20 protein-coding genes are annotated in these 25,159 nt (G+C 68.6%); 8 read left to right on the forward strand and 12 right to left on the reverse strand.

The window, feature by feature from the left end:
- The first annotated feature begins 31 nt into the window (after positions 1-31).
- On the forward strand, positions 32-745 hold the full coding sequence (locus tag AC30PD_RS23080) for a c-type cytochrome (RefSeq protein WP_489538049.1): 714 nt from the start codon (positions 32-34) through the stop codon (positions 743-745).
- Positions 742-2,073, forward strand: a complete 1,332-nt coding sequence (locus AC30PD_RS23085; protein WP_489538050.1) for a c-type cytochrome — start codon at positions 742-744, stop codon at positions 2,071-2,073. The genes AC30PD_RS23080 and AC30PD_RS23085 overlap by 4 nt, the downstream gene beginning before the upstream one ends.
- A 13-nt stretch (positions 2,074-2,086) precedes the next feature.
- Here AC30PD_RS23085 and mltA read toward each other — a convergent pair whose 3' ends face one another.
- A complete protein-coding gene (gene mltA / locus AC30PD_RS23090) occupies positions 2,087-3,838 on the reverse strand; it encodes a murein transglycosylase A (RefSeq protein ID WP_489538051.1) in 1,752 nt (583 codons plus the stop codon).
- A 185-nt stretch (positions 3,839-4,023) separates the two neighbouring features.
- On the opposite strand from mltA, the gene tssJ reads away from it, so the two are divergent.
- From tssJ to AC30PD_RS23120, 6 genes are read left to right on the forward strand one after another with little or no spacing between them, the layout of a single operon-like run.
- A complete protein-coding gene (gene tssJ / locus AC30PD_RS23095; protein ID WP_489538052.1) occupies positions 4,024-4,533 on the forward strand; it encodes a type VI secretion system lipoprotein TssJ in 510 nt (169 codons plus the stop codon).
- Positions 4,530-5,864, forward strand: coding sequence for a type VI secretion system baseplate subunit TssK (gene tssK, locus AC30PD_RS23100; RefSeq protein ID WP_489538053.1), 1,335 nt, complete (start codon positions 4,530-4,532; stop codon positions 5,862-5,864). The genes tssJ and tssK overlap by 4 nt, the downstream gene beginning before the upstream one ends.
- Positions 5,865-5,911: 47 nt before the next feature.
- Positions 5,912-7,240 (forward strand): DotU family type VI secretion system protein, encoded by a 1,329-nt coding sequence (locus tag AC30PD_RS23105; RefSeq protein ID WP_489538054.1) that lies wholly within the window; start codon positions 5,912-5,914, stop codon positions 7,238-7,240.
- Positions 7,237-10,824, forward strand: coding sequence for a type VI secretion system membrane subunit TssM (tssM, locus tag AC30PD_RS23110; RefSeq protein WP_489538055.1), 3,588 nt, complete (start codon positions 7,237-7,239; stop codon positions 10,822-10,824). Before AC30PD_RS23105 ends, tssM begins: the two co-directional genes overlap by 4 nt.
- Before the next feature lie 16 nt (positions 10,825-10,840).
- Positions 10,841-11,539, forward strand: a complete 699-nt coding sequence (gene tagF / locus AC30PD_RS23115; protein WP_489538056.1) for a type VI secretion system-associated protein TagF — start codon at positions 10,841-10,843, stop codon at positions 11,537-11,539.
- A 49-nt stretch (positions 11,540-11,588) separates the two neighbouring features.
- Positions 11,589-13,439, forward strand: a complete 1,851-nt coding sequence (locus AC30PD_RS23120) for a protein kinase domain-containing protein (protein WP_489538057.1) — start codon at positions 11,589-11,591, stop codon at positions 13,437-13,439.
- A gap of 24 nt (positions 13,440-13,463) precedes the next feature.
- Here AC30PD_RS23120 and AC30PD_RS23125 read toward each other — a convergent pair whose 3' ends face one another.
- The 11 genes from AC30PD_RS23125 to AC30PD_RS23175 form a co-directional block, all read right to left on the reverse strand.
- Positions 13,464-14,123 carry an OmpA family protein gene (locus AC30PD_RS23125; RefSeq protein ID WP_489538058.1) on the reverse strand — a complete coding sequence of 220 codons (660 nt, stop codon included), beginning with the start codon at positions 14,121-14,123 and terminating at the stop codon, positions 13,464-13,466.
- A 44-nt stretch (positions 14,124-14,167) separates the two neighbouring features.
- Positions 14,168-14,947 (reverse strand): PP2C family protein-serine/threonine phosphatase, encoded by a 780-nt coding sequence (locus tag AC30PD_RS23130; protein WP_489538059.1) that lies wholly within the window; start codon positions 14,945-14,947, stop codon positions 14,168-14,170.
- A gap of 41 nt (positions 14,948-14,988) precedes the next feature.
- Entirely contained in the window at positions 14,989-16,857 is a 1,869-nt protein-coding gene (gene tagH / locus AC30PD_RS23135; protein ID WP_489538060.1) for a type VI secretion system-associated FHA domain protein TagH, read from the reverse strand.
- A 189-nt stretch (positions 16,858-17,046) separates the two neighbouring features.
- A complete protein-coding gene (locus tag AC30PD_RS23140) occupies positions 17,047-18,264 on the reverse strand; it encodes a hypothetical protein (RefSeq protein ID WP_489538061.1) in 1,218 nt (405 codons plus the stop codon).
- A 25-nt stretch (positions 18,265-18,289) separates the two neighbouring features.
- Entirely contained in the window at positions 18,290-18,733 is a 444-nt protein-coding gene (locus AC30PD_RS23145; protein WP_489538062.1) for a hypothetical protein, read from the reverse strand.
- A gap of 14 nt (positions 18,734-18,747) precedes the next feature.
- Entirely contained in the window at positions 18,748-19,308 is a 561-nt protein-coding gene (locus AC30PD_RS23150; protein WP_489538144.1) for an imm11 family protein, read from the reverse strand.
- Positions 19,309-19,356: 48 nt separating this feature from the next.
- Entirely contained in the window at positions 19,357-20,334 is a 978-nt protein-coding gene (locus AC30PD_RS23155; RefSeq protein ID WP_489538063.1) for an AHH domain-containing protein, read from the reverse strand.
- 7 nt (positions 20,335-20,341) lie between these two features.
- Entirely contained in the window at positions 20,342-20,722 is a 381-nt protein-coding gene (locus AC30PD_RS23160; RefSeq protein ID WP_489538064.1) for a DUF4150 domain-containing protein, read from the reverse strand.
- A 23-nt stretch (positions 20,723-20,745) separates the two neighbouring features.
- Positions 20,746-21,813, reverse strand: coding sequence for a beta-ketoacyl synthase N-terminal-like domain-containing protein (locus AC30PD_RS23165; RefSeq protein WP_489538065.1), 1,068 nt, complete (start codon positions 21,811-21,813; stop codon positions 20,746-20,748).
- 4 nt (positions 21,814-21,817) lie between these two features.
- Complete coding sequence (locus AC30PD_RS23170) at positions 21,818-22,894, reverse strand: DUF2169 family type VI secretion system accessory protein (protein WP_489538066.1); 1,077 nt, start codon at positions 22,892-22,894, stop codon at positions 21,818-21,820.
- A gap of 13 nt (positions 22,895-22,907) precedes the next feature.
- A complete protein-coding gene (locus AC30PD_RS23175; RefSeq protein WP_489538067.1) occupies positions 22,908-25,115 on the reverse strand; it encodes a type VI secretion system Vgr family protein in 2,208 nt (735 codons plus the stop codon).
- Positions 25,116-25,159: the final 44 nt, after the last annotated feature.

Consider the following 25,159-nt stretch of genomic DNA (forward strand, 5'->3'; position numbering starts at 1 on the left):
GGGCGCGCGTGCGGCATGATCCGCACCCACCATGAAGAACTTTCCACGAAGACTGCTGGCCGCCTCGATCCTGTTCGCGGCTGGCGCACAGGGCGCCTTTGCCGCGCCCCAGGTCGAAGACTCCATGGCCCAGCGTGTGCTCGCCTGCACCGGCTGCCACGGCGCGCAAGGCCGGGCCGCGAGCGACGGTTATTACCCGCGCATCGCCGGCAAGCCTGCGACCTACCTCTACAACCAGCTGCTGAGCTTTCGCGACGGCCGGCGCCAGTACACACTGATGAACAAGCTGCTCGCCCCACTGAGCGACGCCTACCTGCGCGAGATCGCCGACCATTTCGCCAGTCTCGACTTGCCCTATCCGAAGCCACAAGCCGCAACCGGCAGCGTCGACGCCCTGAGTCGCGGCGAAGAACTCGTGCTGAAAGGTGACGCCGCACAGCGCATCCCCGCGTGCGTGGCGTGCCACGGCGAAGCGCTGATGGGCGTGGCGCCCGCCACGCCGGCGCTGATCGGCATGCCGCGCGACTACCTCAATGCCCAGCTCGGTGCCTGGCGCACCGGCAACCGGCACGCCACCCCGCCCGACTGCATGGCGCAGGTGGCCGGCTTGCTGAAGCCCGAAGACATCAGCGCACTCTCGCAGTGGCTCGCCGCGCTGCCGGTGCCGGCCGGCGCCAAGCCCGCGCCGAGCCTGCCAGCGGCACCGCCGCTGAAGTGTGGTGGCGTGCCCGAGGCGCGGCCATGACGCCGCCGGAGCGCCCGAAGAGCCAACGGCGCAGCGCGCGGCGCAGAGCGGCTCCGTCTCGGCGGCGCTGGTTCACCGGTGCTGCGGTGTTGCTGCTGGGGGCGGCGGTGGCGATCGCCGGCCTGCTGTTCATGAACCTGCGCGACGAGTCGCCACTGTCGGCCCAGCCCACCCCACCGCCCAGCGCCGAGCAGATCTCGCGCGGGGCCTACCTGGCGCTCGCCGGCAACTGCATGGGTTGTCACACGACCCCGGGTGGCGCACCCTATGCCGGCGGACGGGGCGTGCCCACGCCGTTCGGCACGGTCATGGCGCCCAACCTCACGCCCGACGACAAGACCGGCATCGGCCGCTGGTCGGCCGACGACTTCTGGCGTGCGCTGCACAACGGCCGCTCACGCGATGGCCGCCTGCTGTACCCGGCGTTCCCGTACCCCAACTACACCCGAATCACCCGCGACGACGCCGATGCGCTGCACGCCTGGCTGCGGCTGGTGCCCGCAGTGGAACAGGCCAACCGGCCGCACGAGTTGAAGTTCCCGTTCAACCAGCAGGCGGCGCTGGCGGTGTGGCGCGCGCTCTATTTCAGGCCCGGCCAGCACCGGGTCGACCCGCAACGAACAGCCGAAGCCGACCGCGGCGCCTACCTGGTCGAAGGGCTGGGCCATTGCAACGCCTGCCATTCGAGCCGCAACGCGCTCGGCGCCACGGCCAGCCCGTTCGACCTGGCCGGAGGCCTGATCCCGGTGCAGAACTGGTATGCGCCTTCACTGACCGCCGCGCACGAAGCCGGCGTGGCGGCCTGGGACACGCAGGACGTGGTGGACTTGTTGAAGCGCGGCGTCTCGGCGCGAGGCTCGGTCGCCGGGCCGATGGGCGAGGTGGTGCTCGGCAGCACACAGCACCTGTCCGAGCCCGACCTGCGGGCGATGGCCGTTTACCTGAAGGCCTTGCCGCAGACCGCTTCCGCGGCGGCCGCCGAGTCGGCGCCCTACGCCCCCACCGGCCCCGGCGCCAAGCTCTACGAGCGCCACTGCGCGGGCTGCCATGGCGACGCCGGCGAAGGCGTGCGCGGCATCTACCCGGCGCTCGCCGGCAACCGGGCCGTCACGATGCCCACGGTGGCGAACCTCGTTCACGTGGTGCTCGAAGGCGGCTTCGCCCCGACGACCGCCGACAACCCGCGGCCCTACGGCATGCCTCCGTTCGCGACCGTGCTGAGCACCGACGAAACGGCGCAGCTGCTGTCGTTCGTTCGGGGCAGCTGGGGCAACCGCGGCGCCGCGGTCTCGGCGCTCGAGGTCGAGCGTTTTCGCAGCGCGAAGTAGGCGCTGGCCGGGGTCACTCGGGTTCGGAGCAGAAGGTGTCGTCGGCGATCACGCACTCGGCGTCGACCCGTGCCGCGCCGGCGATGCTGCGCGTGAGCAGGCCGCTGCTGCGCAACTTGCCGGCCTCGGCGAGCGGCAACATCAACCACATCTGGCCGCGCTGACGGGTGCGCATCGCCTGCCTCCCGGCGTCGTTGCCCGAACCCCAGAAGAAGTCGGCCCGAATCGCGCCGCGGATCGCGCCGCCCGTGTCTTGTGCAACCACCAGCCGCTGCAGCGGCAATGACGAGCCGGCCGGTGTGGGCGCGGCCATGTAGACCGGGTAACCGAGCGGCGTGACCCGCGGATCGACGGCGATCGAGCGCCCCGCCGTGAGCGGCACGCCGAGCGCGCCCACCGGGCCGCGCGCGGGCGACTGGTCGGGTGCCACGCGAAAGAACACGTAGCTCGGGTCGCTGCCGAGCGCCGCGCTGCGCGGCGCGCCCGGAACCGACGATCTGGCCGGTGCCGTGGCCGTCGTCGCCGGTCTGGGCGCGTGCTTGCGCTGCGCGCCGCCGAGCAACTGGTCGACGAGCGCATCGGAAGCCGAAGCATTGGCAGCCGGCTTGGACGCCGGTGCACCGGCCGCCGGCCTGATGCCACGCGTCGTCACGCCTTCGAGCGGCGCATCGGCTTGGGGCTCTGCAGCTGCGGGCGCTGCATCGGCCAGCTCGAAGCTCTCGGCCTCTTCCGGGCCCGAGCCGATGCTGCGCGTGCGCACCCGCTCCGGGCCCTTGGCCACCAGCCGCACCGGCTTGAAAGGGTGGCCGTTCTGCTCTGCGTATTGCACACGCAGCACCGTGCCGTCGCGCAGCCGGATGCGGCCCGAACCCTGCACCTGCATCGCATACAGCGCGAGCGCGTCGTCGACCCAGGCGACGACCGGTGCGTCGATCTGGCCGCTCGATTCGATCTCGGCACGGGTGCGGTACGGCAAGGCGCGGTCGCCGACCAGTTGCACGCGCCAGTTGCGGTCACGCGTGTCGAGCTCGAAGCGTGTCGTGTCGAGCGCATAGCTGCCCGGCACTCGGCTCGGCACGACCTGAAGGTTCTGCCCCGCCTTCACCACGTAGACCGTGGCGCGGCGCTGGGCCGCGGGAATGGCCTTCCAGTCGAGCGTGTACAGGTCGTTCGGCGTGGCATAGACCGGTACCGTGAAAGCGCCCTCGGGGCGCAAGCTGCCGTTGATCAGCGGTTCGTAGTAGCCGGTCACGTCACCGTCGCGGCTGGCATCGACGTTGAGGATGCGGAACAGCGCGAACTCCTGTTCGAAGAAGCGCCTCAGTTCGACCGGGTTGCGGTTCAGGCGCGCGGCGCGGGCGCACAGCGGCTTCCAGGCGTCACGTTTGGCCAGTGCCAGGCATGAGGTCTGGAAAGCGTCCCATGCGGTGTCGAGGTCGTCCTGCCCCCATCCCGGCAACTCGCTGAAGCTGCTGGCCTTGAACAGCGCATGACGTGTCTTCACGTCGGTGCCGAGGCCGGCGTCGGCACGTGCCGAGGGCGCCAGATCGGTGGGGGCGTCGAGCGTGCGGGCGGGCGCGGCAGACGTGGTGGCCGGCGCCACGCCCGGCCCGGGCGCCACGGTGGCCGCCGGCACTGCGGCGGCACCGCTGCCAGCGGGGGTGGATGCGCAGGCGCACAACACGAAGGGCAGGCTCGCCAACAGCAGGCCGTGCAGCGCACCGGCAACGGCGCGGCGAAGGCGGGGCAAGGCAGAAAACGTCATGGCGTGGTCCGGGGTCTCATGGGCAGAACGTAGGCCCAAGTCTGCGTCACATCAACTGACCTTCGTCAGCGCGGCATGGCGCTGCGGGTTCACCGCCCGGCGGTGTTACCTAAGTCATGCCTCGGTCGGCCGGCCCGTCGTTATTCTCGACGGACTTCGCCCGAATGGGCTGACGGAGAAGACGCATGCGCATGATCGCCGCCATCGAGGGCACCCGCCGGGTGCCGGTTCGTGCGTTGCAAGGCCTGACACTGGCCTTGTTCGCGCTGCTCGCCGGCTGTTCGAGTGCGCCGCCGGCGCCCAAGCCCACGTCGGTCAAGGCGTCGGTGCAGGCGGCCGCCGACGTGAACCCCGACGCCCGCAAGCGCGCCTCGCCGCTGGTGGTGCGCATCTACGAGCTGAAGTCGGCGGCGGCTTTCGAGGCCTCCGACTTCCTGTCGCTGTACGACCGCGACCAGGCCACGCTCGGCGCCGAGATGGTGGGCCGCGAAGAGTTCACGATGCGCCCGGGCGAAAGCCGCCCCTGGGAAAAGACGGTCGGTGCCGAGGTCCGTTTCATCGGCGTGATGGCCGCCTACCGCGACATCGAACATGCGCGCTGGAAGACGCTGATTGCGGTCAAGCCGGGCCTGAAGAACGCGGTCACGATCAAGGCCGATGCGATCAGTCTTTCGGGAAGTGTGGTGGCCCAATGAGCTGGCGCAGCTCGGTGGTCTGGTCGCAGGGCATGTTCCTGCAGCCGCACCACTTTCAGCAGGAGGCGCGTTATGTGTCGCGCCTGGTCGATGCGCGTGCACGCTGTGTCTCGCCCTACGCCTGGGGCCTGGTCGAACTGGTGCTCGACGACACGCTGCTCGCGCTCGGCCGTGTCGGCATCGCCCGCGCCTCGGGCGTGTTGCCCGACGGCACGCCCTTCGCCATTCCGCAGCTCGACGCGCCGCCGGCACCGCTCGATATCCCGGCCGACCTGAAGAGCGAGCTCGTCTACCTGGCGCTGCCACTGAGCCGTGAAGGGGTTTCCGAAGTCGACTTCGGCGACGCCGCCAGCCAGGACACGAGCCGCCTCGAAGCCACCGAAGAAAACGTGCGCGACCACACCAGCGCCTCCGACGAGCCGGCGAGCATCCAGACCGGGCGCCTGAAGCTGCGCCTGGTGCGTGCCAAGGACCTGAGCGACGCCTACACCGTGATCGGCGTGGCCGAGGTCAGCGAGCGCCGCAGCGACAACCAGGTGCTGCTCGATCGCAGCTACATCCCGCCGGCCGTGGTGCTCGACGCGACCGACTCGCTGGCCAGCAGCACGCGCCTGCTGCACGGCCTGATCAGCCAGCGTTCGCAAGCGCTGGCCGGCCGCATGGGCCAGCTCAGCAGCGGTGTTTCCGAGTTGGCCGACTTCATGATGCTGCAGGTGCTCAACCGCGCCGAGCCGCTGTTCCGCCAGCACGCGAGCGCGCCCAACTCACACCCGATGGCGCTGTATGCCGACTGCCTCCAGCTGGCCGGCGAGTTGTCGACCTTCGCGTCGACGGCGCGCCGCCCGCCCGAGTTCCCGCTTTACCGGCACGATGACCTGCGCGGCTGCTTCTCGCCGGTGATCGGCGAGCTGCGCAAGATGCTGTCGGTGGTGCTCGAACAGAACGCGATCCAGATCGAACTGACCGAGCGCAACCACGGTGTGCGCACCGCCGTCGTGCCCGACCTCGAGCTGGTGCGCAGCGGTGTGTTCATGCTGGCCGTCAACGCGCAGATGCCGCCGGAACAGTTGCGCCAGCGTTTCGTGGCGCAGACCAAGGTCGGCCCGGTCGACCGCATCCGCGATCTCGTCAACCTGCAGCTGCCCGGCATCGGCCTGCAAGGCCAGCCGGTGGCGCCGCGCCAGTTGCCCTACCACGCCGGGTATTTCTACTTCGAGCTCGAACGTGGCAGCGACCTGTGGCGCCAGTTCGAGAAGAGCGGAAGCCTGGTGATCCACACCGCCGGCGACTTCCCCGGGCTCGAGCTCGAGCTGTGGGCGATCCGCCAATAGGGCTGCGTTCGCCGCCGCGCTGTCGCCCCGATCCCTGAGGTGTTGCCATGAGCCCTGCCAATCCGAACGACCCGTTCAGCGACCCGTTCGCGGCGGTGGAAAACCAGCGCACTTTCGTGATGCCGAACCCGGGCGCGCGGGCGCCTGCCACGCCGCAGCCGGGCGCGATGCCGAGCGCCGGCGCAGCCGACGTGGTGGCCGATCTCAGCGCCCCCGACACCGGCCTGAACCCGCTGCTCGCGCTCGCCAACCCGCTGCTCGCGGTGGTGCCGCAGATCCGCACCACGAGCCACTTGCCCGACCCCGGCGTGCTGAAGGAATCGCTCGCGCAAGGCCTACGCGAGTTCGACGCGAAAGCTCCGCAGCAAGGCATCGCGCCCGAGCGGGTGATGGCCGCGCGCTACATCCTGTGCACCTTGCTCGACGAGGCTGCTGCCAGCACGCCCTGGGGTGGCTCGGGCGCCTGGGGCCGATACAGCCTGCTGGCGATGTTCCACAACGAAACCGGCGGCGGCGAAAAGGTCTTCCAGCTGATGGCCAAGCTGGCCGAGAACCCGGCCGCCAACCGCGACCTGCTGGAGCTGATCTACGCCGCGCTGTGCCTCGGCTTCCAGGGCCGCTACCGCGTGGTCGACGGCGGCCTCGCGCAACTCGAAGCGGTGCGCGACCGGCTCGCGCAGATCCTGAAGAAAGAGCGCGGTGGTTACGCCCAGCCGCTGGCCGAACACTGGCGCGGCCAGACGCTCAAGCGGCGGCCCTTCCTGACCTGGCTGCCGCTGTGGGTCACCGGGGTGGTGGCCGCGGCAGTGCTGCTCGGTCTTTACTTCGCGCTGTCGATGTCGTTGGGCGGCGTGTCCGACCCGACCTTCGGGCAGATCCAGAGCCTGCGCCTGTTGCCGCCCACGCCGACCGTGGTGCAGCCCGCGCCCAAACCGCGCCTGGCGCAGTTTCTGGCGAGCGAGATCAAGGCCGGCCTGGTGGCGGTGCGCGACGACCTCGACCGCAGCGTGATCACGATCCGCGGTGACGGCCTGTTCGAGCCCGGCAGCGCGAGCCTGAGCGACGACCGCGAAGCGCTGATGAAGCGCATCGCTGAAGCACTGGCGCAGGTGCAGGGTCAGATCCTCGTGACCGGCCACACCGACAACCAGCCGATCCGCTCGGTGCGCTTCCCGTCGAACTGGCACCTGTCGGAAGAACGTGCCAAGGCGGTGCGCGGCATTCTGGTTTCGCGTGGCGTGGCACCAGCGCGTGTGGCCGCCGAAGGGCGCGCCGACGGAGAACCGGTGGTCGCGAACGACACGCCAGGCAACCGCGCGATCAACCGGCGTGTCGAAGTCACGCTGGTGGCGGCCCGCACCGGAGCGGCTTCATGAAGAAAATAGTCGGGTGGATCTTCAACGGTTGGGTGCTCGCGATCCTCGGGCTGCTGGCGATCTCGCTGCTGATCTGGATCGTCGGGCCGATGATCGGCATCGGCGAAGCGCGGCCGCTCGAGAGCGCCACCGTGCGGCTGGCAGTGATCGGCACGATCGTGCTGCTCTACGTGCTGCAGAAGGCCTGGAAAGCCTTTAGTGCGCGACGCACCAACACCGCGGTCGTGAACCACATGCTCGCCGACGCGCCCAAGGCGGGTGGTGACGCCGCGAGCGCCGAACTCGCCACGATCAACGAACGGTTCCAGAAGGCACTGACCACGCTGAAGCAGGCACGCTTCGCCGGCAACCGCAGCCTGTGGTCGAGCGCCTCGGCACGCGTCGGCCAGCGTTACCTGTACGAGCTGCCTTGGTACGTGATCATCGGCGCGCCGGGCTCGGGCAAGACGACCGCGCTGCTCAACTCCGGCCTCGAATTCCCCCTCGCCGCGAGCATGGGCGACGCGGCGGTGCGCGGCGTGGGCGGCACCCGCAACTGCGACTGGTGGTTCACCAACCAGGCCGTGTTGATCGACACCGCCGGGCGCTACACCACCCAAGACAGCGACCGCGACACCGACCAGAAAGCCTGGACCGGCTTTCTTGGCATGATCAAGAAGAGCCGGCCGCGCCAGCCGGTCAACGGCGTGCTGGTCACGGTGTCGGTGCCCGACCTGCTCACGCGCAACGCCACGCAACGTGCCGAATACGCCGCTGCCGTGCGCACGCGCATCCAGGAACTGCACCAGCATCTCGGCATCCGTTTCCCGATCTACCTGCTCGTCACCAAGACCGACCTGCTGGCCGGGTTCATGGACTACCTGGGCGACGCGAGCAAAGAGGTGCGCCAGGACCCGTGGGGCTTCACCTTCGCGCTCGACGCGCAACAGCGCACCGACCCGAGCTCGCTGCCACAGGAGTTCGACCTGCTCCAGGCGCGCCTCACCGACGGCCTGATCGACCGCCTTCAAAGCGAACGTGACCCGGCCCGCCGCGCCCGCATCTACGCCTTCCCGCAGCAGTTCGCGGGGCTGCGCGGGGTGCTGAAAGAATTCGTCGACAAGGTGTTCTCGCCGTCGCAGTTCGAAGAGCGCCCGCTGCTGCGCGGTGTGTACTTCATCAGCGGCACACAGGAAGGCACACCGATCGACCGCATGCTCGGCAGCATCGCCCGCACCTACCGCCTCGCGCGCACGCCGGTGCCGGCAAACCAGGCCAGCGGCAAGAGCTTTTTCCTCTCGCGCCTGCTGCAAGAGGTGGTGTTCAGCGAAGCCGAACTCGCCGGCACCAACCTGAAGTGGGAACGCCGGCGCTCACTGCTGGCGGCCGGCGGTTACGCGCTGATCGGGCTGGTGTTCGTGTCTGCCACCGCCGCCTGGACGATCAGCTACCTGAACAACCGCAAGTACGTGGCCGAAGTGACGGCCAAGGTCGACAGCGTGCGCCAGCTGGTGCAGGCCACGCCGAACCGCGCGTCGTCCGACATCACCGTGCTGCTGCCGGCACTGGCCGCCACCAAGGCGCTGGCCGTGGAAGAGCAGGCCAGCGTGCCGTGGTCGCTCGGCTTCGGCCTGTACCAGGGCCGCAAGCTCGACTCGGCGACGCAGCAGGTCTACAAGCGCATGCTGGTCGACGCGGTGCAGCCACGCATCGCGCTGCGTGTGGAAGACCAGCTCAAGCGCAGCTTCGACAACCCCGAGTCGCAGTACGAGGCCCTGAAGGCCTACATGATGCTGCAGGACCCGGAGCACTTCGACGCGCAGGCGCTCAAGCTCTACGTGATGGTCGACTGGGAAGTGAACCTGCCGCGCGACGTGACGACCGAGCAGCGCACCGCGCTCGAATCGCACCTCGACGCGTTGCTCGCGCAAGGCGCGACCGTGTCACCACTGCCCGAAGACAAGGCCCTGATCGCGCAGGTGCGCGCCAAGCTCGCTTCGGTGCCGCTGGCGCAGCGCGTCTACAACCGCATCCGCCTGCAAGGCGTGGGCGCCGACATCCCCGAGTTCAGCATCGCCAAGGCGGCCGGCACGAGCGCGCCGCTCGTCTTCGCGCGCGCCAGCGGCCAGCCGATCACACGCGGCGTGCCGGGCCTGTTCACCTACGACGGTTACTACAAGGGCTTTCAGCCCGAGGTCGAGAAAACGACCAAGCAATTGCGCGACGAAGAAGGCTGGGTGCTCGGCCTGCCCGAGGCTTCGCGCTCGGCCGCCTTGCGCGACCCGCTCGCGCTCGGCCGCCTGACCGACGAAGTGCGGCGCGCCTACCTGCTCGAATACGCCAAGCTCTGGGAAGCCTACATCGCCGACATCCGCATGCTGCCGATGGGCAACCTGGCGCAGTCGGTGCAGATGGCGCGCATTCTTTCGGCGCCCGACAACCCGCTCGCGCCGCTGATGCGCGCGCTGGTGCGCGAGACCACGCTCACGGCCACCGAGTCGAAGTCGGTCGTCGAACAGGCGAGCGACAAGGCCAAGAGCACGATCGACAAGTCACGCGAGCAGTTGCTCAGCATGCTGCGCGACAAGAACGCGCCGGCCGCCGCGCCGGTGGCGCGCATCGAGCGCATCGTCGACGACCGCTTCGAAGGCCTGCGCCAGCTCGTCAAGCCGGGCACACCCGGCGGGCCGGCACCGATCGACGGCACCATCGCGCTGATCAACGAGGTCTATGCCTTGCTCAACGCCGCCGACACTGCGGTGAAAGGGGGCAACGCACCGCCGCCGTCGGAAGTGCCGAACAAGGTCAAGGGTGAAGCCGCGCGCTTGCCCGAGCCCTTGCGCAGCCTGATGAACACGCTCTCGGCCAGCAGCGGCGCCGCGGTGGCGCGCGAGATGCGCAGCAACATCAGCAGCGGCGTCAATTCGAGCATCGGCGAGTTCTGCCGCCAGGCGATCGCCGGTCGCTACCCCTTCTCGCGCAACAGCACGACCGACGTGACGCAAGACGACTTCTCGCGCCTGTTCTCGCCCGGCGGCCTGTTCGACGAGTTCTTCCAGAAGAACCTCGCGGCGCTGGTCGACACCAACACGCGGCCCTGGAGCTTCCGCCAGCTCGGCGAAACATCGCTCGGCAAGGACAGCGGCACGCTCGCACAGTTCCAGCGTGCGGCGGTCATCCGCGACACCTTCTTCCGCTCCGGCGGCAAGGCGGCCGGCTTGCGGCTCGACTTCAAGCCGCAGGAGATGGACGAGTCGATCACGCAGTTCACGCTCGACCTCGACGGCCAGCTTGTCAAGTACGCGCACGGCCCGCAGATCCCCACCGCCGTGCAGTGGCCCGGCCCGAAAGGCAGCACCCAGGTGCGGGTGCAGTTGCAACCCGCGATCGCGGGCGGCACTTCCGGGCTGGTGACCGAAGGGCCGTGGGCGCTGTTCCGCATGTTCGACAAGCTGAATCTCGTGCAGTCGGGCGGGCCCGAGCGCTTCAAGGTGACCTTCAACGTCGACAACCGCAAGGCCACCTTCGAAGTCACCGCGAGCAGCGTCGTGAACCCGTTCAAGCTGCCGGAAATCGCGGCGTTCGGCTGCCCCAACGCGATCTGAGTTCGGCGCGATCACGGTGACCGATTTCAGCACCACCCTCGACCCCGTGCCGGCCTGGTTCGGCAAGCTGGCCTGCCTGGGCGACTTCGCCAGCCGGCGCCTGCCGCAAGACACGGCCCAGGTCTTCGACACCTGGCTCGCGCGCGGGGTCGAAGCCAGCCGCGGCCAGCTCGGCGAGCGCTGGCTGAACGTCTACCTCACGAGCCCGCTGTGGCGCTTTGCGCTCGCGCCCGGCGTGATCGACGCGCGCTGGTGGTTCGGCCTCATGATGCCGAGTGTCGACAACGTCGGCCGGTACTTCCCGCTGCTGGTCACCCAGCCCTGTGCCGAAGCGCCACAAAGCAGCGACGCCCTGCACCAGCTCGAACGCTGGTATTCCGGCATCGCCCGCGCCGCGCTCGGCACACTGCAACCGGGCGGCAGCCTGGAGCAATTCGAAAGCGAGTTGGCGCAAGCGCCCCGTTTGCCGGCGAGCGAGCCGGCCGCGCCCTGGGCTGCGGCACAATGGCCCGAACGCAGCCGCCACGAACTGGCCGCTGGCGTGACGCTCGCGCAATGCCTGAACGAGCTGGCGGTGGTCGAAAGCCTGCGGCGCTTTCGGGGCTGCTCGTTGTGGTGGTCGTTGCGCCCGGGTTCGGGCCCGAGCAGCCTGAGCACGGCGGTCGGCTTGCCCGGCGGCGATTCCTTCATTCACATGCTCGAAGGCACCTGGTGAAGATGACGTTCCTTCAACGCGCGGGCGCTGCACTCTCGGGAGCGCGGCCTTGACCGAGAACAGCGGCGCGCCGTCGGCCTTCACCGAGTTCGCCACCACCATGGCCAGCGTGCGCCCGGTGCCGCCCCCGCCGGGCGAAGGTGGCAACGCCTTGCCGGCCGGCTACAAGATCCACGAGTTCGAGATCGTGCAGGTGGTGGGCGAGGGCGGCTTCGGCATCGTCTACCTCGCCCACGACCTGCAGCTGCAGCGCACCGTGGCGCTCAAGGAATACATGCCGAGCTCGCTCGCCACCCGCGGCGCCGACCACGGCATCTCGCTGCGCTCGGAGCGCCACCGCGAAACCTTCGAGCTCGGCCTGCGCAGCTTCGTCAACGAAGCGCGGCTGCTCGCGTCGTTCGACCATCCGTCGCTGGTGAAGGTGTACCGCTTCTGGGAACAGAACGGCACGGCCTTCATGGTGATGCCGTTCTACGAAGGGCCGACGCTGAAGATGCTGTTCAAGCAGTCGCCGCACCCACCCGACGAAGCGTGGTTGAAGAACCTGCTTCGGCCGCTGCTCGACGCGCTGCAGATCATCCACAACGACCACTGCTACCACCGCGACATCGCGCCCGACAACATCCTGCTGCTCGGCTCGCAGCTCAAACCGCTGCTGCTCGACTTCGGCGCAGCGCGGCGCGTGATCGGCGACGCGACACAGGCGCTGACCGTGATACTCAAACCCGGCTACGCGCCGGTCGAGCAATACGCCGAAGTGCCTTCGATGAAACAGGGCGCGTGGACCGACGTGTACGCGCTGTGCGCCGTGCTGTACGCCGGCATCACCGGTCGCGCACCGACACCTTCGGTCGGCCGGCTGATGAAGGACGAGATGATGCCGGTCTCGGAAAGCGCCCGCGGGCGGTATTCGGCGGCTTTCCTGGCTGCGATCGACCACGGTCTGGCGGTGCGGCCCGAACACCGGCCGCAAGACATCGCTTCGTTGCGCGCCAGCCTGTTCGCCACCGAGCAGCCCGACGCGGGCGACGACGTGACGCTGATCCGCCCGACGATCGCCCCGGCGCCGGTGCTGCTGGAACCCGCCGGTGGGCCACCCTCGACCGGCTTCGGGGCGCTCGCCGCGCCACAGTCGGACGTCCGCCCGCCTACAGCCGCGCCGGCGGCGCGCAAGTCGAAGGTGCCGCTGATCGCGGGCGTGGCCCTGCTGGCCGTGGGCGCAGGCGTGGCCTGGTTCCTGACCCGCGGAAGTGCAAAGCCCGTCGAAGCCGCCGCGCCTTCGGCCGTGACCACGCCGGCCGTGGCTGCCGCCGCGAGCAGCGCGGCCACGCCGGCGGCAGCCTTGCCCGAAACCGCTGCCCCCGTTCGAGGGCCGTTCAGCACGGTGGCCGCGCTCGAAGACATCGTGCGCCACTCCGACCCACTGATCTCGGTCAACACGCTGGCCGACAAGCAGAGCCTCGTGATCGGCCGCGACCGCATGAAGTTTCGCGTCAAGTCGAGCGAGGCCGGCTACCTGTATGTGTTCTTCAGCGGCACCGACAATGCCGGCCTCACGCTGCTGTTCCCGAACGCCAACGACGCCAAGAACCGCATCGTTGCCGACACCGAGATGGTGCTGCCGCGTGAAAGCTGGAACATCGACGCCGGCGGCCCGCCCGGCGTGAACCACATCGTGACGATGGTGTCGCGCTCGCCGCGCGACTTCTCGGGCGTCGGCCTCAAGCCGGCCAACCCGCTGTCGGAGTTCGACCTCGCCACGCTGCAGCGGCTGTGGCCGACGGCGCCCGCCGACAGCAGCGTCTATGCGGGCACGGCACGCTGCGTGGTCGGGGTGGCGTGCCCGGCGGAGTTCGGCGCCACACTGATCCGCATCGCCGAAGAAGCCCCCGGCAAGTAGCCCGGCTTGCGGCGCCGGCGCCGCTTACTGCGTGATCGTCGTGATGGTGACGCGGCGGTTTTCGGCAGCAGCCACGTCGCGGGTGTTCATGGGCTCGGTGTCACCTTTGCCCACGGCGCGCAGGCGGGCTTCGGCGATGCTGTGGCTGCCCACCAGGTAGGCGCGCACGCTCTCGGCGCGTTGCTGCGAGAGCAACTGGTTGGCGTCGGCCGCACCGCGCGAATCGGCATGGCCTTCCACCTCGAAGCTGAAGTCCTTCAGGCGATCGTTCTTGAGCGCCGCCGCCACCACATCGAGCTGTTCTTTCGAGCGCGCGGTGAGCTGCGCCGAGTTGGTCTCGAAGGTGATCAGCAGCGACGCGCTGGCTTTCTTGCGTGGCGCCACGGCGGCAGCCGAAGGTGTGTTGGAGGTGACGCGCAGGCTGCGGGTGCGCACCGCCACGTCGGCATCGCCATTGCCATCGCCCGCCGCAGCGGGTGCAGCAGCCGGCGCCGCAGCGGCAGGCGTCAGTGCATCCAGCAGGTTGTTCTCTGTCACGGCCTTGCCGCTCAGCACCTTGCCGTTGCCGGCCTGGGCCCAGACCGTTTGCGAGAACACGAGGCACGACACGATGCCCGCCGTGGCCAGGCGCTGGGCCAAGGTGGTGCGGTGTGAAAGGGCAGGCGCGAAGGGTTTCGTTTGCATGATGGTTTCCTTGGTTCGAATCTGACTGGTTTGAATGTGGCCGCTCACAAAGGCCCGATGCGCGTGACTTCGGCCGGGTTGCCCACCCACACCGCGACCGCGCTGAAGTTGTCCTGGTTGGCGCGCTGGCGCTCGTGCACCAGCGCCTGCATGCCGTCGAGCCAGTCTTCGACACTGCCGGCCTCGGCCAGGCAGTGTTCGATGTCGGCTTCTTCGAGGCGGTCGTACCAGCCGTCGGAGCAGAGCAGGAAGGCATCGCCGTCCTGCACCACGAAGCCGGGTTCGCTCACGTGGGGCTCGATCGGTTCGTCGGAGCCCATCGCAGCGATGAGCTGGTTACGCTGCGAATGGCTGCGCGCTTCGTGGGGGGCGATCAGGCCGGCGTCGACCATGGTCTGCACCACGCTGTCGTCGCGCGTGACCTGGGCGACGCGGCCCTGGCGCAGAAGATAAAGACGCGAGTCGCCGACGTGTGACCACATGGCCTCGCGTGAGCCCTTGGCGATCCAGAGCATCACCAGCGTCGCATGCATGCGCTTCTGACCGCGCAAGCCTTGCTGCTGACGGTTGAGCGCATCGTTCGCGGTGTGCACCACCTCGTCGAGCGCCGGTTGTTCGCGGCCCTGCTTCGTGAGCTGGCTGCCGAGTTCGTGCGCGACCATGCGCACCACCAGGTCGGCAGCGACCGCGCCGTTGCTGTGGCCCCCTGCGCCATCGGAGAGCACCGCATACCAGCCCGCGTCGAAAGCGCCGTGCTGAAGATAGTCTTCGTTGCGGCTTCGCGCTCCGACCTCACTGCGGCTGGCGATCACGACATCGGGCATGGTGGCGGAGGAAGATGAACTGAAGGAACGCATGGGCCGCGTCAGCCACGCGGCGGGGGCAGCTGATCGAGCTGCTCTTCGTAGGCGGCGACGAATGCAGCGCCGAAGAGGTTGTGGAAGTCGTCGTGCGCATCGTTGCGGATCGACTCGAAATGCTGCAGGTACAAGTCCCAGAGTTTGGCCTTGCGACCGCCCGGCATCAGGCTGTCGAGCATGCTCTTGCCGGCCAGCTTGGCTTCGAGCTGGCCCGGCTCGAAACGCGCCAGCACACCGGCCAGCGCCGCCCGCATGCCGGCCATGGTGCCGATGCTGTGGCCCACCAGATCGTGCATCGCGTCCTGCATGGCCACCGGCCCGGCCATGAAGCCACGCAGCGGCGGCTGCAACATCTGGCCGAGCGCCACGTCGGCGCTGGGCGAGAACTTGAGCGGGTTGTTGTTGCGGGCGCGGATCGTGGTCACGGCCGCGCGCAATTCGGTCTTGGCGGTCGCGCGCACCGCCATCAGGCGCAAGGTGCCGTCGACAGCCTCGCGCAGGATGGTTCCGAGCACGCGCATCTGCTCGGGCGTCAGGCCCTGGGGCAGCGCCACGTCGACGCCCGCGCCTTCGCAGAAGGCTGCCCACAACGCGTCAGGGGCGTGTGGCGCCGCACCGGCCGCCGCAGTCGGTTCGGCACTTCGGGCCGGCGTGGCGGCTGCAGCAGCGGGCGCAGCAGGCACTTTGGCTGCCGGCGCAGGCGCCGCGGCGATGAACGCCGCCAGCGGGTCGCTCGAAGGCGCCGGGCCGAGCCCGAGCCCGGCGAACGGATCGGTGGCCGCTGGTGCGGCGACCGGGCTCGGTGCCACGATCGGCGCCGGCGCCACCTGGCGGATCGCAGGCCGTGTTTCGTGGACGATCGGCGGCGGCTCGTAGGCACCCTTCAGTTCGGGTGTGTGGTTGAAGGCAGCGGGCCCGGGCGGTCGAGCCGCAGGAGCGGCTCCGAACATCGCAAACGGGTCGGTGCTCGCCGAAGCCGCGCCGGCCATCGGGCTGGCAGCGCCCGATGCCGACGCGCCCGCCATGAAGGCGGCCAAGGGGTCAGCCGACGACGCAGCCGCGGCCCCACCCAGGCCAAAACTCGCGTCGAGCGACTGCGCCGGGCCGGCACTGGCGCCGATGGAGGCGAGCAGGTCGTTGGCACCCACCGGTGCCGCAGAGGCAGCCGTGGGCTTCGCCGGCGGGGGGCTGGCAAGAAGACCGGCGAACGGGTCGAAATCGTCGGGCAAGCGCGCCGGTGCGCCGGCGGGTGCGGCGCTCGGCGTGGCCGACGCCGCCGAGCCGGCGCCCGGCGCCCCGAGAAACGCGAACGGGTCGTCGGCAGAAGACGCCGATGCCGCCGGCGCCGCCAACAGATCGGAAAACGGATTCGAAGCGCCACTGGCGGGCGCCGCCAACGGCGGCGGAACCACCGGATCGGGCGCCGCAGCAGGCGCCTTTCGCCCGACGCCCATGTTGCGCGGGTCGGTCCGGTTCTCGACCGCCGAGCCGACGATCACGGCGCGCGCATCGATCACCGCCCGGCCTTGCGTGATGGTGCGCACGACTTCGTTCTCGGCCTCGACCATCACACCCAGCGCGTAACCGCCGATGCGCAGCTCGTCGCCGCTCGACAGCAGGCTGCCTTCGCCGGGGGCGAGGGCCCGGCCGTTGATGAAGATCGCGTTGGCGGCACCGGAATTGCGGATTGAAAAGCCACCGCTCTGGGCGCTGACCTCGGCCTGCAGGCGCGAGATGTGGCGTTCCGGGTCGGGCAGCGCCATGGTGTTGGTGTCGGAGCGGCCGATCGTGCCGCCTTTCAGGTCGAAACAGCCGACGATCGCTTGCGACAGCGGCCGATCGTTGAGGGTCTGGGCGCGGATGACGAGATTCATGGTGCGTGGGCCGGGAAGAATGTGGCTGCGGGTGCTCTCGTGCGCGGCATGGTGGGCAATACCGCCTTTATCGGTGACTGGCGCCGGGGCGGCAATCAACGAAAGTCACATGCCACTGCGCGCTCGGAAAAGCCTGCCCACCGCTTTGTGAACTGCGGCCGCACGACGTGGCAAAAGTGCCGCGCCGGCTCAGTGAACGGGCGCCGGGGCAGACACCGGCCGCCCTGCCAGCGCAGCGCGGGCCGCCAGCTCCCAGCGTGCTTCGAGGTCGAGCTGCGTCAGCCATTCGCGCGGGTTGTCGCGATCGAGATCGAGATCGAGCCCGTTGCACCAGCGCCTGCCTGCCGCCCACTCGGGGCCTCGCCGCTCGAGCAGCGCGCGCGCGCTGGGCACGTCGGGCAACCACACCTCGGGCGCCATTTCGCGGCTGAACTCGTCGGCGCCTTCCGGCACCGGCAACTGCTGGCGCCGGCCCCGCACTTCGGCGCCGGTGATGCGCGTGAAGGCTCCGCCGGCCGCAGCGGCGAGCGCGAGATCGTCGCCACCCATCCAGTGCAGCAACGCGTTCAGGGCAGACGGGTGACCGAAGCGCGCGAGCAGCACGCAGCGCGCGCCCACATCGGGTGTTGCAAGCGCGGCCTTTTGCAGCAGCGGCACGTCCTCTTCAGTACCGAGCACGGCGAGCCAGTGCAGTGCAGGCGCGTCGCCGCTTTCGGCCATCTGGCGCAGCAGCGGCAGCGCGCGCGTCTGGCCTGACCAGGCGGCGGCCGCCCAGCCCGCGCTGCGCACGGCGGGCGAGTCGTGCGCCAGCGCGTGGTTGAACGGGCGCTTGGGTGCGGCCAGTGGCGCCACCGCATCGGCGGCCGTGGCAGCGCGCCAGGCGAGCTCGCAGACGCTGGCGTCGGGGTCTTCGAGCAAGCGCGCCAGACGCGGCGACGCGCTGTCGAGCAGCCGGTGGTTGGCCAGCACCACGGCAGCAGCCGCCGCGGTGGTCGGCTTGGCCTGATCGAGCGCCGATTGCATCTCGGCGGCGAACAGTGCGTGCGGGGCCACGCTCAGCGCATCGCGCAAGCCCGCGAGCGCCGGCCCCGCAGCGCGCGAGAACTCGACCACCACGCTGTGCGTCGAGGCCGGCTCGGCCAGGCGAAGCAGCGAGTACGCGGCAGCAAAGACGTCGTCACGTTCGACGCCCGTCAACTGGGGTTGAAGCCACGAACTGAGATGCTCCGGTTCGGCGACCAGCAGCCCTCGAAGATGGGCTTCGATGCGCTCGTTCAGCTCGCCGTATTCACGCAGCGTGTGCTTGCGCGAGCCGAGTGCCTCGCGACGCTGGCCCCAGAGGAAAGCCAGCTCTTCGAGGTGGACCTGCAGCAGGTCGGCGATGTGGCGCGCGCGCGAAGCGGTCATGCGGGATGGCGTGTCCGTGGGCCGCTCAGTTGATCGACACCGTGCCGGCGCGAATGCGCTGCGTGCCCTTGGCGCGCAGCAGCACGTCTTCGCCGCGCACCATGACCTTGCCGTCGGCTCGCAGGTCGACAGAGGCTTCGCCACACTTGAGCACCAACGAATGGCTGGCTTCGATCACGACCTCGGGCTGAACCGGCTGGCGAGCCTGGTATCGGCCGACACGCCCCAGCACCACGCCGGGTTCGCCGTCTTGCGGAGGCAAGACCAGCAGCCGGTCGCCAGGCAACCAGGCCGGACCGACCTGGGGCTGCTGAAGCACGTCGCACAGCCACGTGCCCGTGGCACTCTCGACCAGCACCTCGCCGGCGTCGGAGATCTCGATCAGCGTGGCCCGCACCGGGGAGCGATCGACGGCGTCGGCTTCGTTGGCAACGAGCTCGGCGGGTCTCAGGACACGGTTCGTTTTCATGCGGTGCATTCCTTTCAGCCGACCCACTCTTCAGGGGCCAGAAACGTGAGTGTGTCGATGTTTGCGGCCTCGATGGCTTTCTTGACGCGCTCGTGCACGACGATGCCGTTGACCGACTCGGCCAGGCGAAAGAACAAGGCGCCTCTGACCCGCTGCTCATCGATGGCGAGCTTGTCGAAATCGACGGAAACCATCGGGCCATCGGGCGCGCTGAAACTCGACTTGCCGAGGTCGGCAGCCGCGATACTGCCCACGATGTTGAACGCCACGTGCGACACGTGCTTCTGCTTCGTCTCGAGGTCGTGCACGACGACATCGTAGTAGTCGACGTTGGAGACACCCGCTGCCTGCAGCACTTCGGCCAGACGGCGGGACATCAAGGCGATGGTGGCGTCGTACAGCTCGAGCACGACGCCGGACTCTCCTTCATCGATCGTCACCTCGATCGGGGCCGGGGGTGCGTCGGCAAAACGCTTGCACGACTTCCACGTGCGCAGCTCGCCACTCGCCGATTCGTCGGGCTGATAGGTCAGCAACGCCGGCTCTGCGTCGACGGGGGACTGGCACACAAGCATGAAGTACACACGCGCTCCGTCAGATGATGTGGGCTGGAAAGGGCACGATCAGCCCTCGAGAATCGGCGGGGAGTTGCTCGAGACCATGTGCATGCCTTCGAGGTGCGCCCCACGGCCCCAGCTCGACGTGTAGACCTGCGCATGCCCACGCTTGCCGATCAGGTAGCGAGACAGCCGATCGGACACACCGTTCAAACGGTGGGCCAGCATGAAGTGCGTCGGAATGCCCTCGTCGGCCACCTTCTTCAGGCGCTCCTTGCACTTCGGGCATGAAGGTTGGAGATCGAGCTTTCTCTCCTGGTAGGCCTGCGCGATCTTGTCCAGGATGCCGGTGACGAACAGGCTGTAATCGCCATGGCTGTCGTGGAACTGCGCGTTGTACAGGTAAGTCGCGCCCATCACGTACTGACCCTTGCGGTTGTTGTCGAAGAAGGTGTGGCGCATCCCCGTCAGTTGCCGGCTCTGCGGTGGCGCGGGCGGAGCGGCCTTGGCGCTCGCCTTTTCGTTGTCGAGCGCGCTCGGCGCCGACGTCCATTCGGCCGTGCCCCCCGTGGCACCACCCACCGCGTAGTTGCCCGGCAACCAGACGCCATTCTCGACGCCGTTGACGTCGTAACCCACGTCGGCCCAGACCTTGCCCGTCGCCGACCCGCTGCCACCCAGGGGCTCGGACTGCTTCTTGTAGACCATCCACTTGTGCAGCGCGACCGACTTCTTCAGCGAAGCCTGCGCCGGAATCAGGTGATGCGCGGCGCAGGTCACCGGGTAGTTGTGGCCGTCGACCACCACCGGCCAGCTGTTGTTGGCATCGGTTTCAGGGTACGGTCTTTTCGGTGGCGCATTCGGCAGGTTGGGCTTGTAGGTGATGGCGCTCTTGGCCGCTTCCATGTTCTTGCCGAGCGTTCCGCCATCACCGACGAAGTTGTTCTCGCTCTTGATCGGCGTGATGTCGCTGTGGTCGAGCGGGCACTCGAGCTCGGATTCCGACAAGACGCCGATCGCGACGGCTTCACCCAGTTGTGTCATGGCCGCCTCACCCGCAGATGTTCTTCTTGTTGTGCCACAACGGGTCGCCCATGCGGCACACGTTCTTGCCTTCGAGCATCACGTTGAACGAGTACATCAGGTATTCGCATTCCTGCTTGAACACGCTGCTGATCATGCCGCCGATGCTGCCGGGCTCGTCGCCCGCGCTCATCATGTACTTGGCGCCCTTGACCATCACCATGTTGCCGTCGGCCTCGACCTTGGTCGTGCCTTGCGAGGTGTCTGCCGACTTGCCGATGTTGGGGTAGGGGATCGGCACGAAGGGTGCCGGCGGCGCCGGTGTCTTGCACACATCGGGGAACACCATGCTCATGCCGCCGCTGCCCTTGTGGGCAAAACCGGTGATGTTGTGGACGGTGCAGGGCATGGTTCAGCTTCTCCAGAAGTTCTTCATTGCAGCCGGCCGAGCAACGAGGCCGCGCGGTCGCCGTGGTCCGACGAGGCATACACGAGACACGGCGCCTGCCGGTAGCCCTGCTGCACGGCGTGCGCCGCCAGCGCGGCGAGCGCCGGGCCGTGCGCCGAACCCATGTCGCCGAAACACTCGGCCGGGTGTTCCATCGGGTGCTCGGGCATGAAGTTCTTAGAGTGGCGCAGGCGGGCCACACCGAATTCGCGCGCCCAGTAGCGCTCGCCGTTGAAGCTGCTGTAGACGCTGGCGATCGGCTCGGGCGGCGGCGTTTCCGCGAGCAGGCTCGCGAAGGTGCCCGCCAGGCCTTCGCCCAGGTACTTGTCGTCGGAGTAAAGATGCCCCGGTTCGTGGCCATGCGCATGGCCGAGCAGGCTCGCCAGCGGCGTCAACCCGTTCTCTCGCGCCGTCGAGGCGCGCGACAGCAACAGGAAGGCCGCACCTTCCGACGGGCTGAAACCGTCGCTGTTGACCTCGTTGCGGATGCGCCCCTGCAGGTCCAGCGTGCCGAGCACGTACAGGTCGACAAGCGAGTCGACACCGCCGACCAGCACGAAGTCTGCATCGCCGCGCGCCAGCCGAGCCGCCGCCTCGCGCAAGGCCATCAAGCCGCCCGCGCGGCCGCGCGACACGGCCACGCTGCGTTCGATGTCGAGCGCACCGGGCATCTGCAGGCCGAGGTGGGCGAGAAACTTCTTCGGCTGCAACGGCAGCGTCGTGTGTTGCTCGGGCAGGCCGAGCAAGAGGGGGATCGAACCCGCCTTGCCTTGCAGCGGAGCCAGTGCTTCTTCGAGGGCCACATGCGCCAGCCGCAGCATGCGCGCTTCGCGGTATTGCAGCGGCAGCTCGGCGAGACCGTCCGCCAGCGGGGGCAAGCCGTCGTCGGGCACCGTGCCCACGATGAAGGGCTCGAAGCGCCGGTCGCGCCACTCGATTTCGCGCAGGCGTGCGACCCGCGCACGGGCCGAGGCGGCCGTCTCGGCCAAGCTCAGGCCGATCGGCGTCACGACACCGGCGCTGGCGATCACGAGTTCAGGCGTGGCGCTCATGGCTTCACGCGGCGGCGTAGCTCGGCGGCAGGCTGTTCAGCGCACCGAGGGGCCGCGGCTTCGAACCGTCGCGTTCGAAGGCGCTGCTGCGCACCACGATCTGCTTCAGCTTGAGCAGCTTCTTGTCGACGGCCAGCGCGGCACGCCACAGCATCTGGAAGCGCCCGGCATCGGGTTCGAACAACACCGCTTCCAGCTGGAGCGGTTTCGGCACGCTGGCGCCGTCGAAGTCGAACGCCAGATCAAGCCCGCACTCCGGGAGCTGAAAGCGGATCGGCGCGCCTGCCGTGAAGCCTGCCAGTTCCACCGGCTCGCCACCACGCAGGAAGCCCGGCGCGATCAACTCGGGGGGCGCCACATGAAAGAACCGTGCATCGAAGTCGAGCGGCAGGTAGGGCGCACGGCCGCTGATCCACGCGTCGTCGTAGGTGCCGGCGAAGCTGCGCCGCGGCAGCCAGGTCGGTGCGATCGGCGAAAAACAGGCGGGCGTGGGCCGGTCGGTCGGTGATGCGAGCAAGGCCTTCGGGTCTTCGAGGTTGGGCAAGGGCTGCGCGTCGGCCGGCACGCCGTCGCGGCCGACGATGCCACGCCCGACGGGGTTGCGCGGCTCGTGCTCGGGCACTTCGTCGCCCTTCTGCGGAGCAATGCCACCCCAGGCCAGCTCCCAGCGCAACGGCATGCGTTCCCAGGGCTGCGGCTCGGAGGGGCGCCACTTGCCGCCCGCCTTTTCCCAGTGGCGATCGCCGAAGACGCGCACAGTGCGCGCCACGGGGCCGACCCTCAGGCTCACATCGGCGACGCGCGTGTTGGCCACGGGCGCGATGGCGCGCCCGATCAGCAACACGTCGGTGGCGGGCTTGAGCAGCGCGAACTCACCGGCAGCGCGCAGGCTGGTCTGCATCGGGTCGCCCCAGAACACGTCGGCGGCCAGCAGCGGCGCTTGTTGCTCTGCCAGCTCGGGGCCTTGCGGGCCGAACCGGAACGTGGCTTTCACCACGGCATAAGCGCTCTCGACACCCGCCGGGTCGGGGAACACCGACAGCGAGGCCACGAACGGCGTGTGGTTGACGACCTGCAGCATGGCCGGCGCCGCCTCAGTTTTGCGCGATCTTGGAGCCCTTGAGCACCATGTCGCCCGAGGCCTTCACACCGATCTTGCCGCTGCCGGTGATCGTGATGTCTTTGCCCTTGATCTCGATCGTGCCGTCTTTCTTCATCACGATGCTCGCGTCGCCGGTCTTGAGCGTGATCTCGTCGGCCGCTTCGAGATAGAACTTCTTGCCCACCTGCCACTTGTCGTCCTTGGCGATCTTGGTGGTGCGAGCCTCGCCGATTTCGCGCACTTCGTTCTTGGCCACCACGGTCTTCAGGTCCTTGCCGACCTCGACCGTGCGGTTCGCGCCGATGGTGGCCGACTGGTCGGCGCCGACGCTGGTGGACTGGTTGCTGCCGACAGTGATGTCCTGGCTCGCGCCGACGCTGACGGTCTGGTAGGCGCCGATCGCCACTTCTTGCGCGGCACCGATCGCGATGCTCTCGTTCACGCCGACCGCATGGCTGCGTTGCATCGCCACGGTCTTGGTTTCGCTTGCGCCGACGCTGACACTGCGGTTCGAGCCGACCGAGATCGTCTCGTTGCGGCCCACCGACTCGGTGCGGTTCACGCCGATCGTGATCGTCTCGTTGTTGTCGACCGTTTCGGTGCGGTCGTGTTTGACGTGCACCGTCTCGTCATGGTCGATCGTCTTTCTGCGGTCGTGCCCGACCCAGTGCGTCTCGTCGTTCTCGACCTCGATGTCCTGGTTCTTCTCGGCGTGGATCCAGAGCTGCTCCGAGCCCTTCTTGTCTTCGAAGCGGATCGCGTTGGCGTTCGCATAACTGCCGCCCTTGGACGAGCGCGTGAGAATGCCCGACTGAGTGGCGTTGGCCGGCAGTTCCCAGGGCGGCATCTGCTCGGCGTTGTACACGCGGCCGATGATGATCGGGCGGTCGGGGTCGCCTTCGAGAAAGCCGACCACCACTTCCTGGCCGATGCGCGGAATGTGGATCACACCGAAATTCTTCCCGGCCCAGGGGTGCGACACGCTGACCCAGCACGAGCTCTTCTCGTTCTTCGTGCCACGCCGGTCCCAGTAGAACTGCACCTTCACGCGGCCGTACTTGTCGGTGAAGATTTCTTCGCCCGAGGGGCCGACGACGACCGCCGTCTGCGGGCCGTTGACCGACGCCTTCGGTGTACGACGTGTGGGACGGTATTGCTGCCCCGTTGCGATGGCGCCGAAATCGCACTGGAACACCGCGTGCCCGGCGTCGGACTCGTAGCCCGGGTGCTGGATCTGCAGCGTGGTCGAGGTGACGAGGTATTCGGCGTTCTGGTCGTCGCGCGGGTGGCGCTGCAGCTTGAGCGTGTGGCCGGCGCGCAGACCCACGGTGTTGGCCGCACCGTGAAAAGCCTCGAAGTCGCTTTGCAGCTCGTCCATGCGGTTCTCGGCGTATTGCGTACCGTCGGCCGACTGCGTGTAGCCGCCCGGGTAGTCGAAGACTTCGGCGTCCGACAGGTCGTAGCTGCGCGTGCGGGCCTTCTCGACCTTGAGCGACGTGGAAGGGCGTTCGAAGTCGTGGTCAGTGAGCACGACCTTGCCCGGCTCGACCTCGCGCGACACGGCCCAGTGGTTGACGCAATCGATGTCGGGCGGCGTCTGCCCCATGTTGCCGTGGTAAGGCAGCGTGCCGTGGCCCGGGGTGCTGTCATGGGCACTCGACGAGTCGACGAGCACGAGCTTGTGTTTGCCCTTGGCGTGCTCGAAGTACCAGTAGATGCCTTCGTGTTCGAGCAGCCGTGCCACGAAATTGAAATCGGTCTCGCGGTACTGCACGCAATAGTTCCACTTGCGGTAGGAGCGGAACAGCTTGAACTCGAAGTCGGCGACCGGGTGGTCGGAGAACACCGATTTCACGATGTCGGGCACGCTCAAGTCCTGGAAGATGCGGCAATCGGCGGTGCGCGTGAGCATCCACAACCAGGGACGCACGGTCATCTGGTAGACGTAGTACGAACCTTCGGTGCCGCTCTGCGTGAACCGCGTGACGTAGCCACTGAGCTCGCGCGTGGTCTGGTCGCGCATGATCACGCTGACCGTGACCGATTTGCCCAGCAGCTTGTCGGCAGAAATATTCGGGTCTTTGCCGAGCACGGCGACGTCCATGTCGCCGAGCACGCTCAACGACTCGCGCGCCACGCAGCTGCTCAGACGCAAGGCGTCTTCCGGAAGCGGGGTCTTGATCTGGCAAGGGTTCAGCATGGCGCAGAGGGGCTCAGTTCGGTTGCGAAGGTAGGGCGTACGGC

It is taken from the genome of Rhizobacter sp., assembly GCF_032229685.1.
Taxonomy (GTDB): domain Bacteria; phylum Pseudomonadota; class Gammaproteobacteria; order Burkholderiales; family Burkholderiaceae_C; genus LMDS01.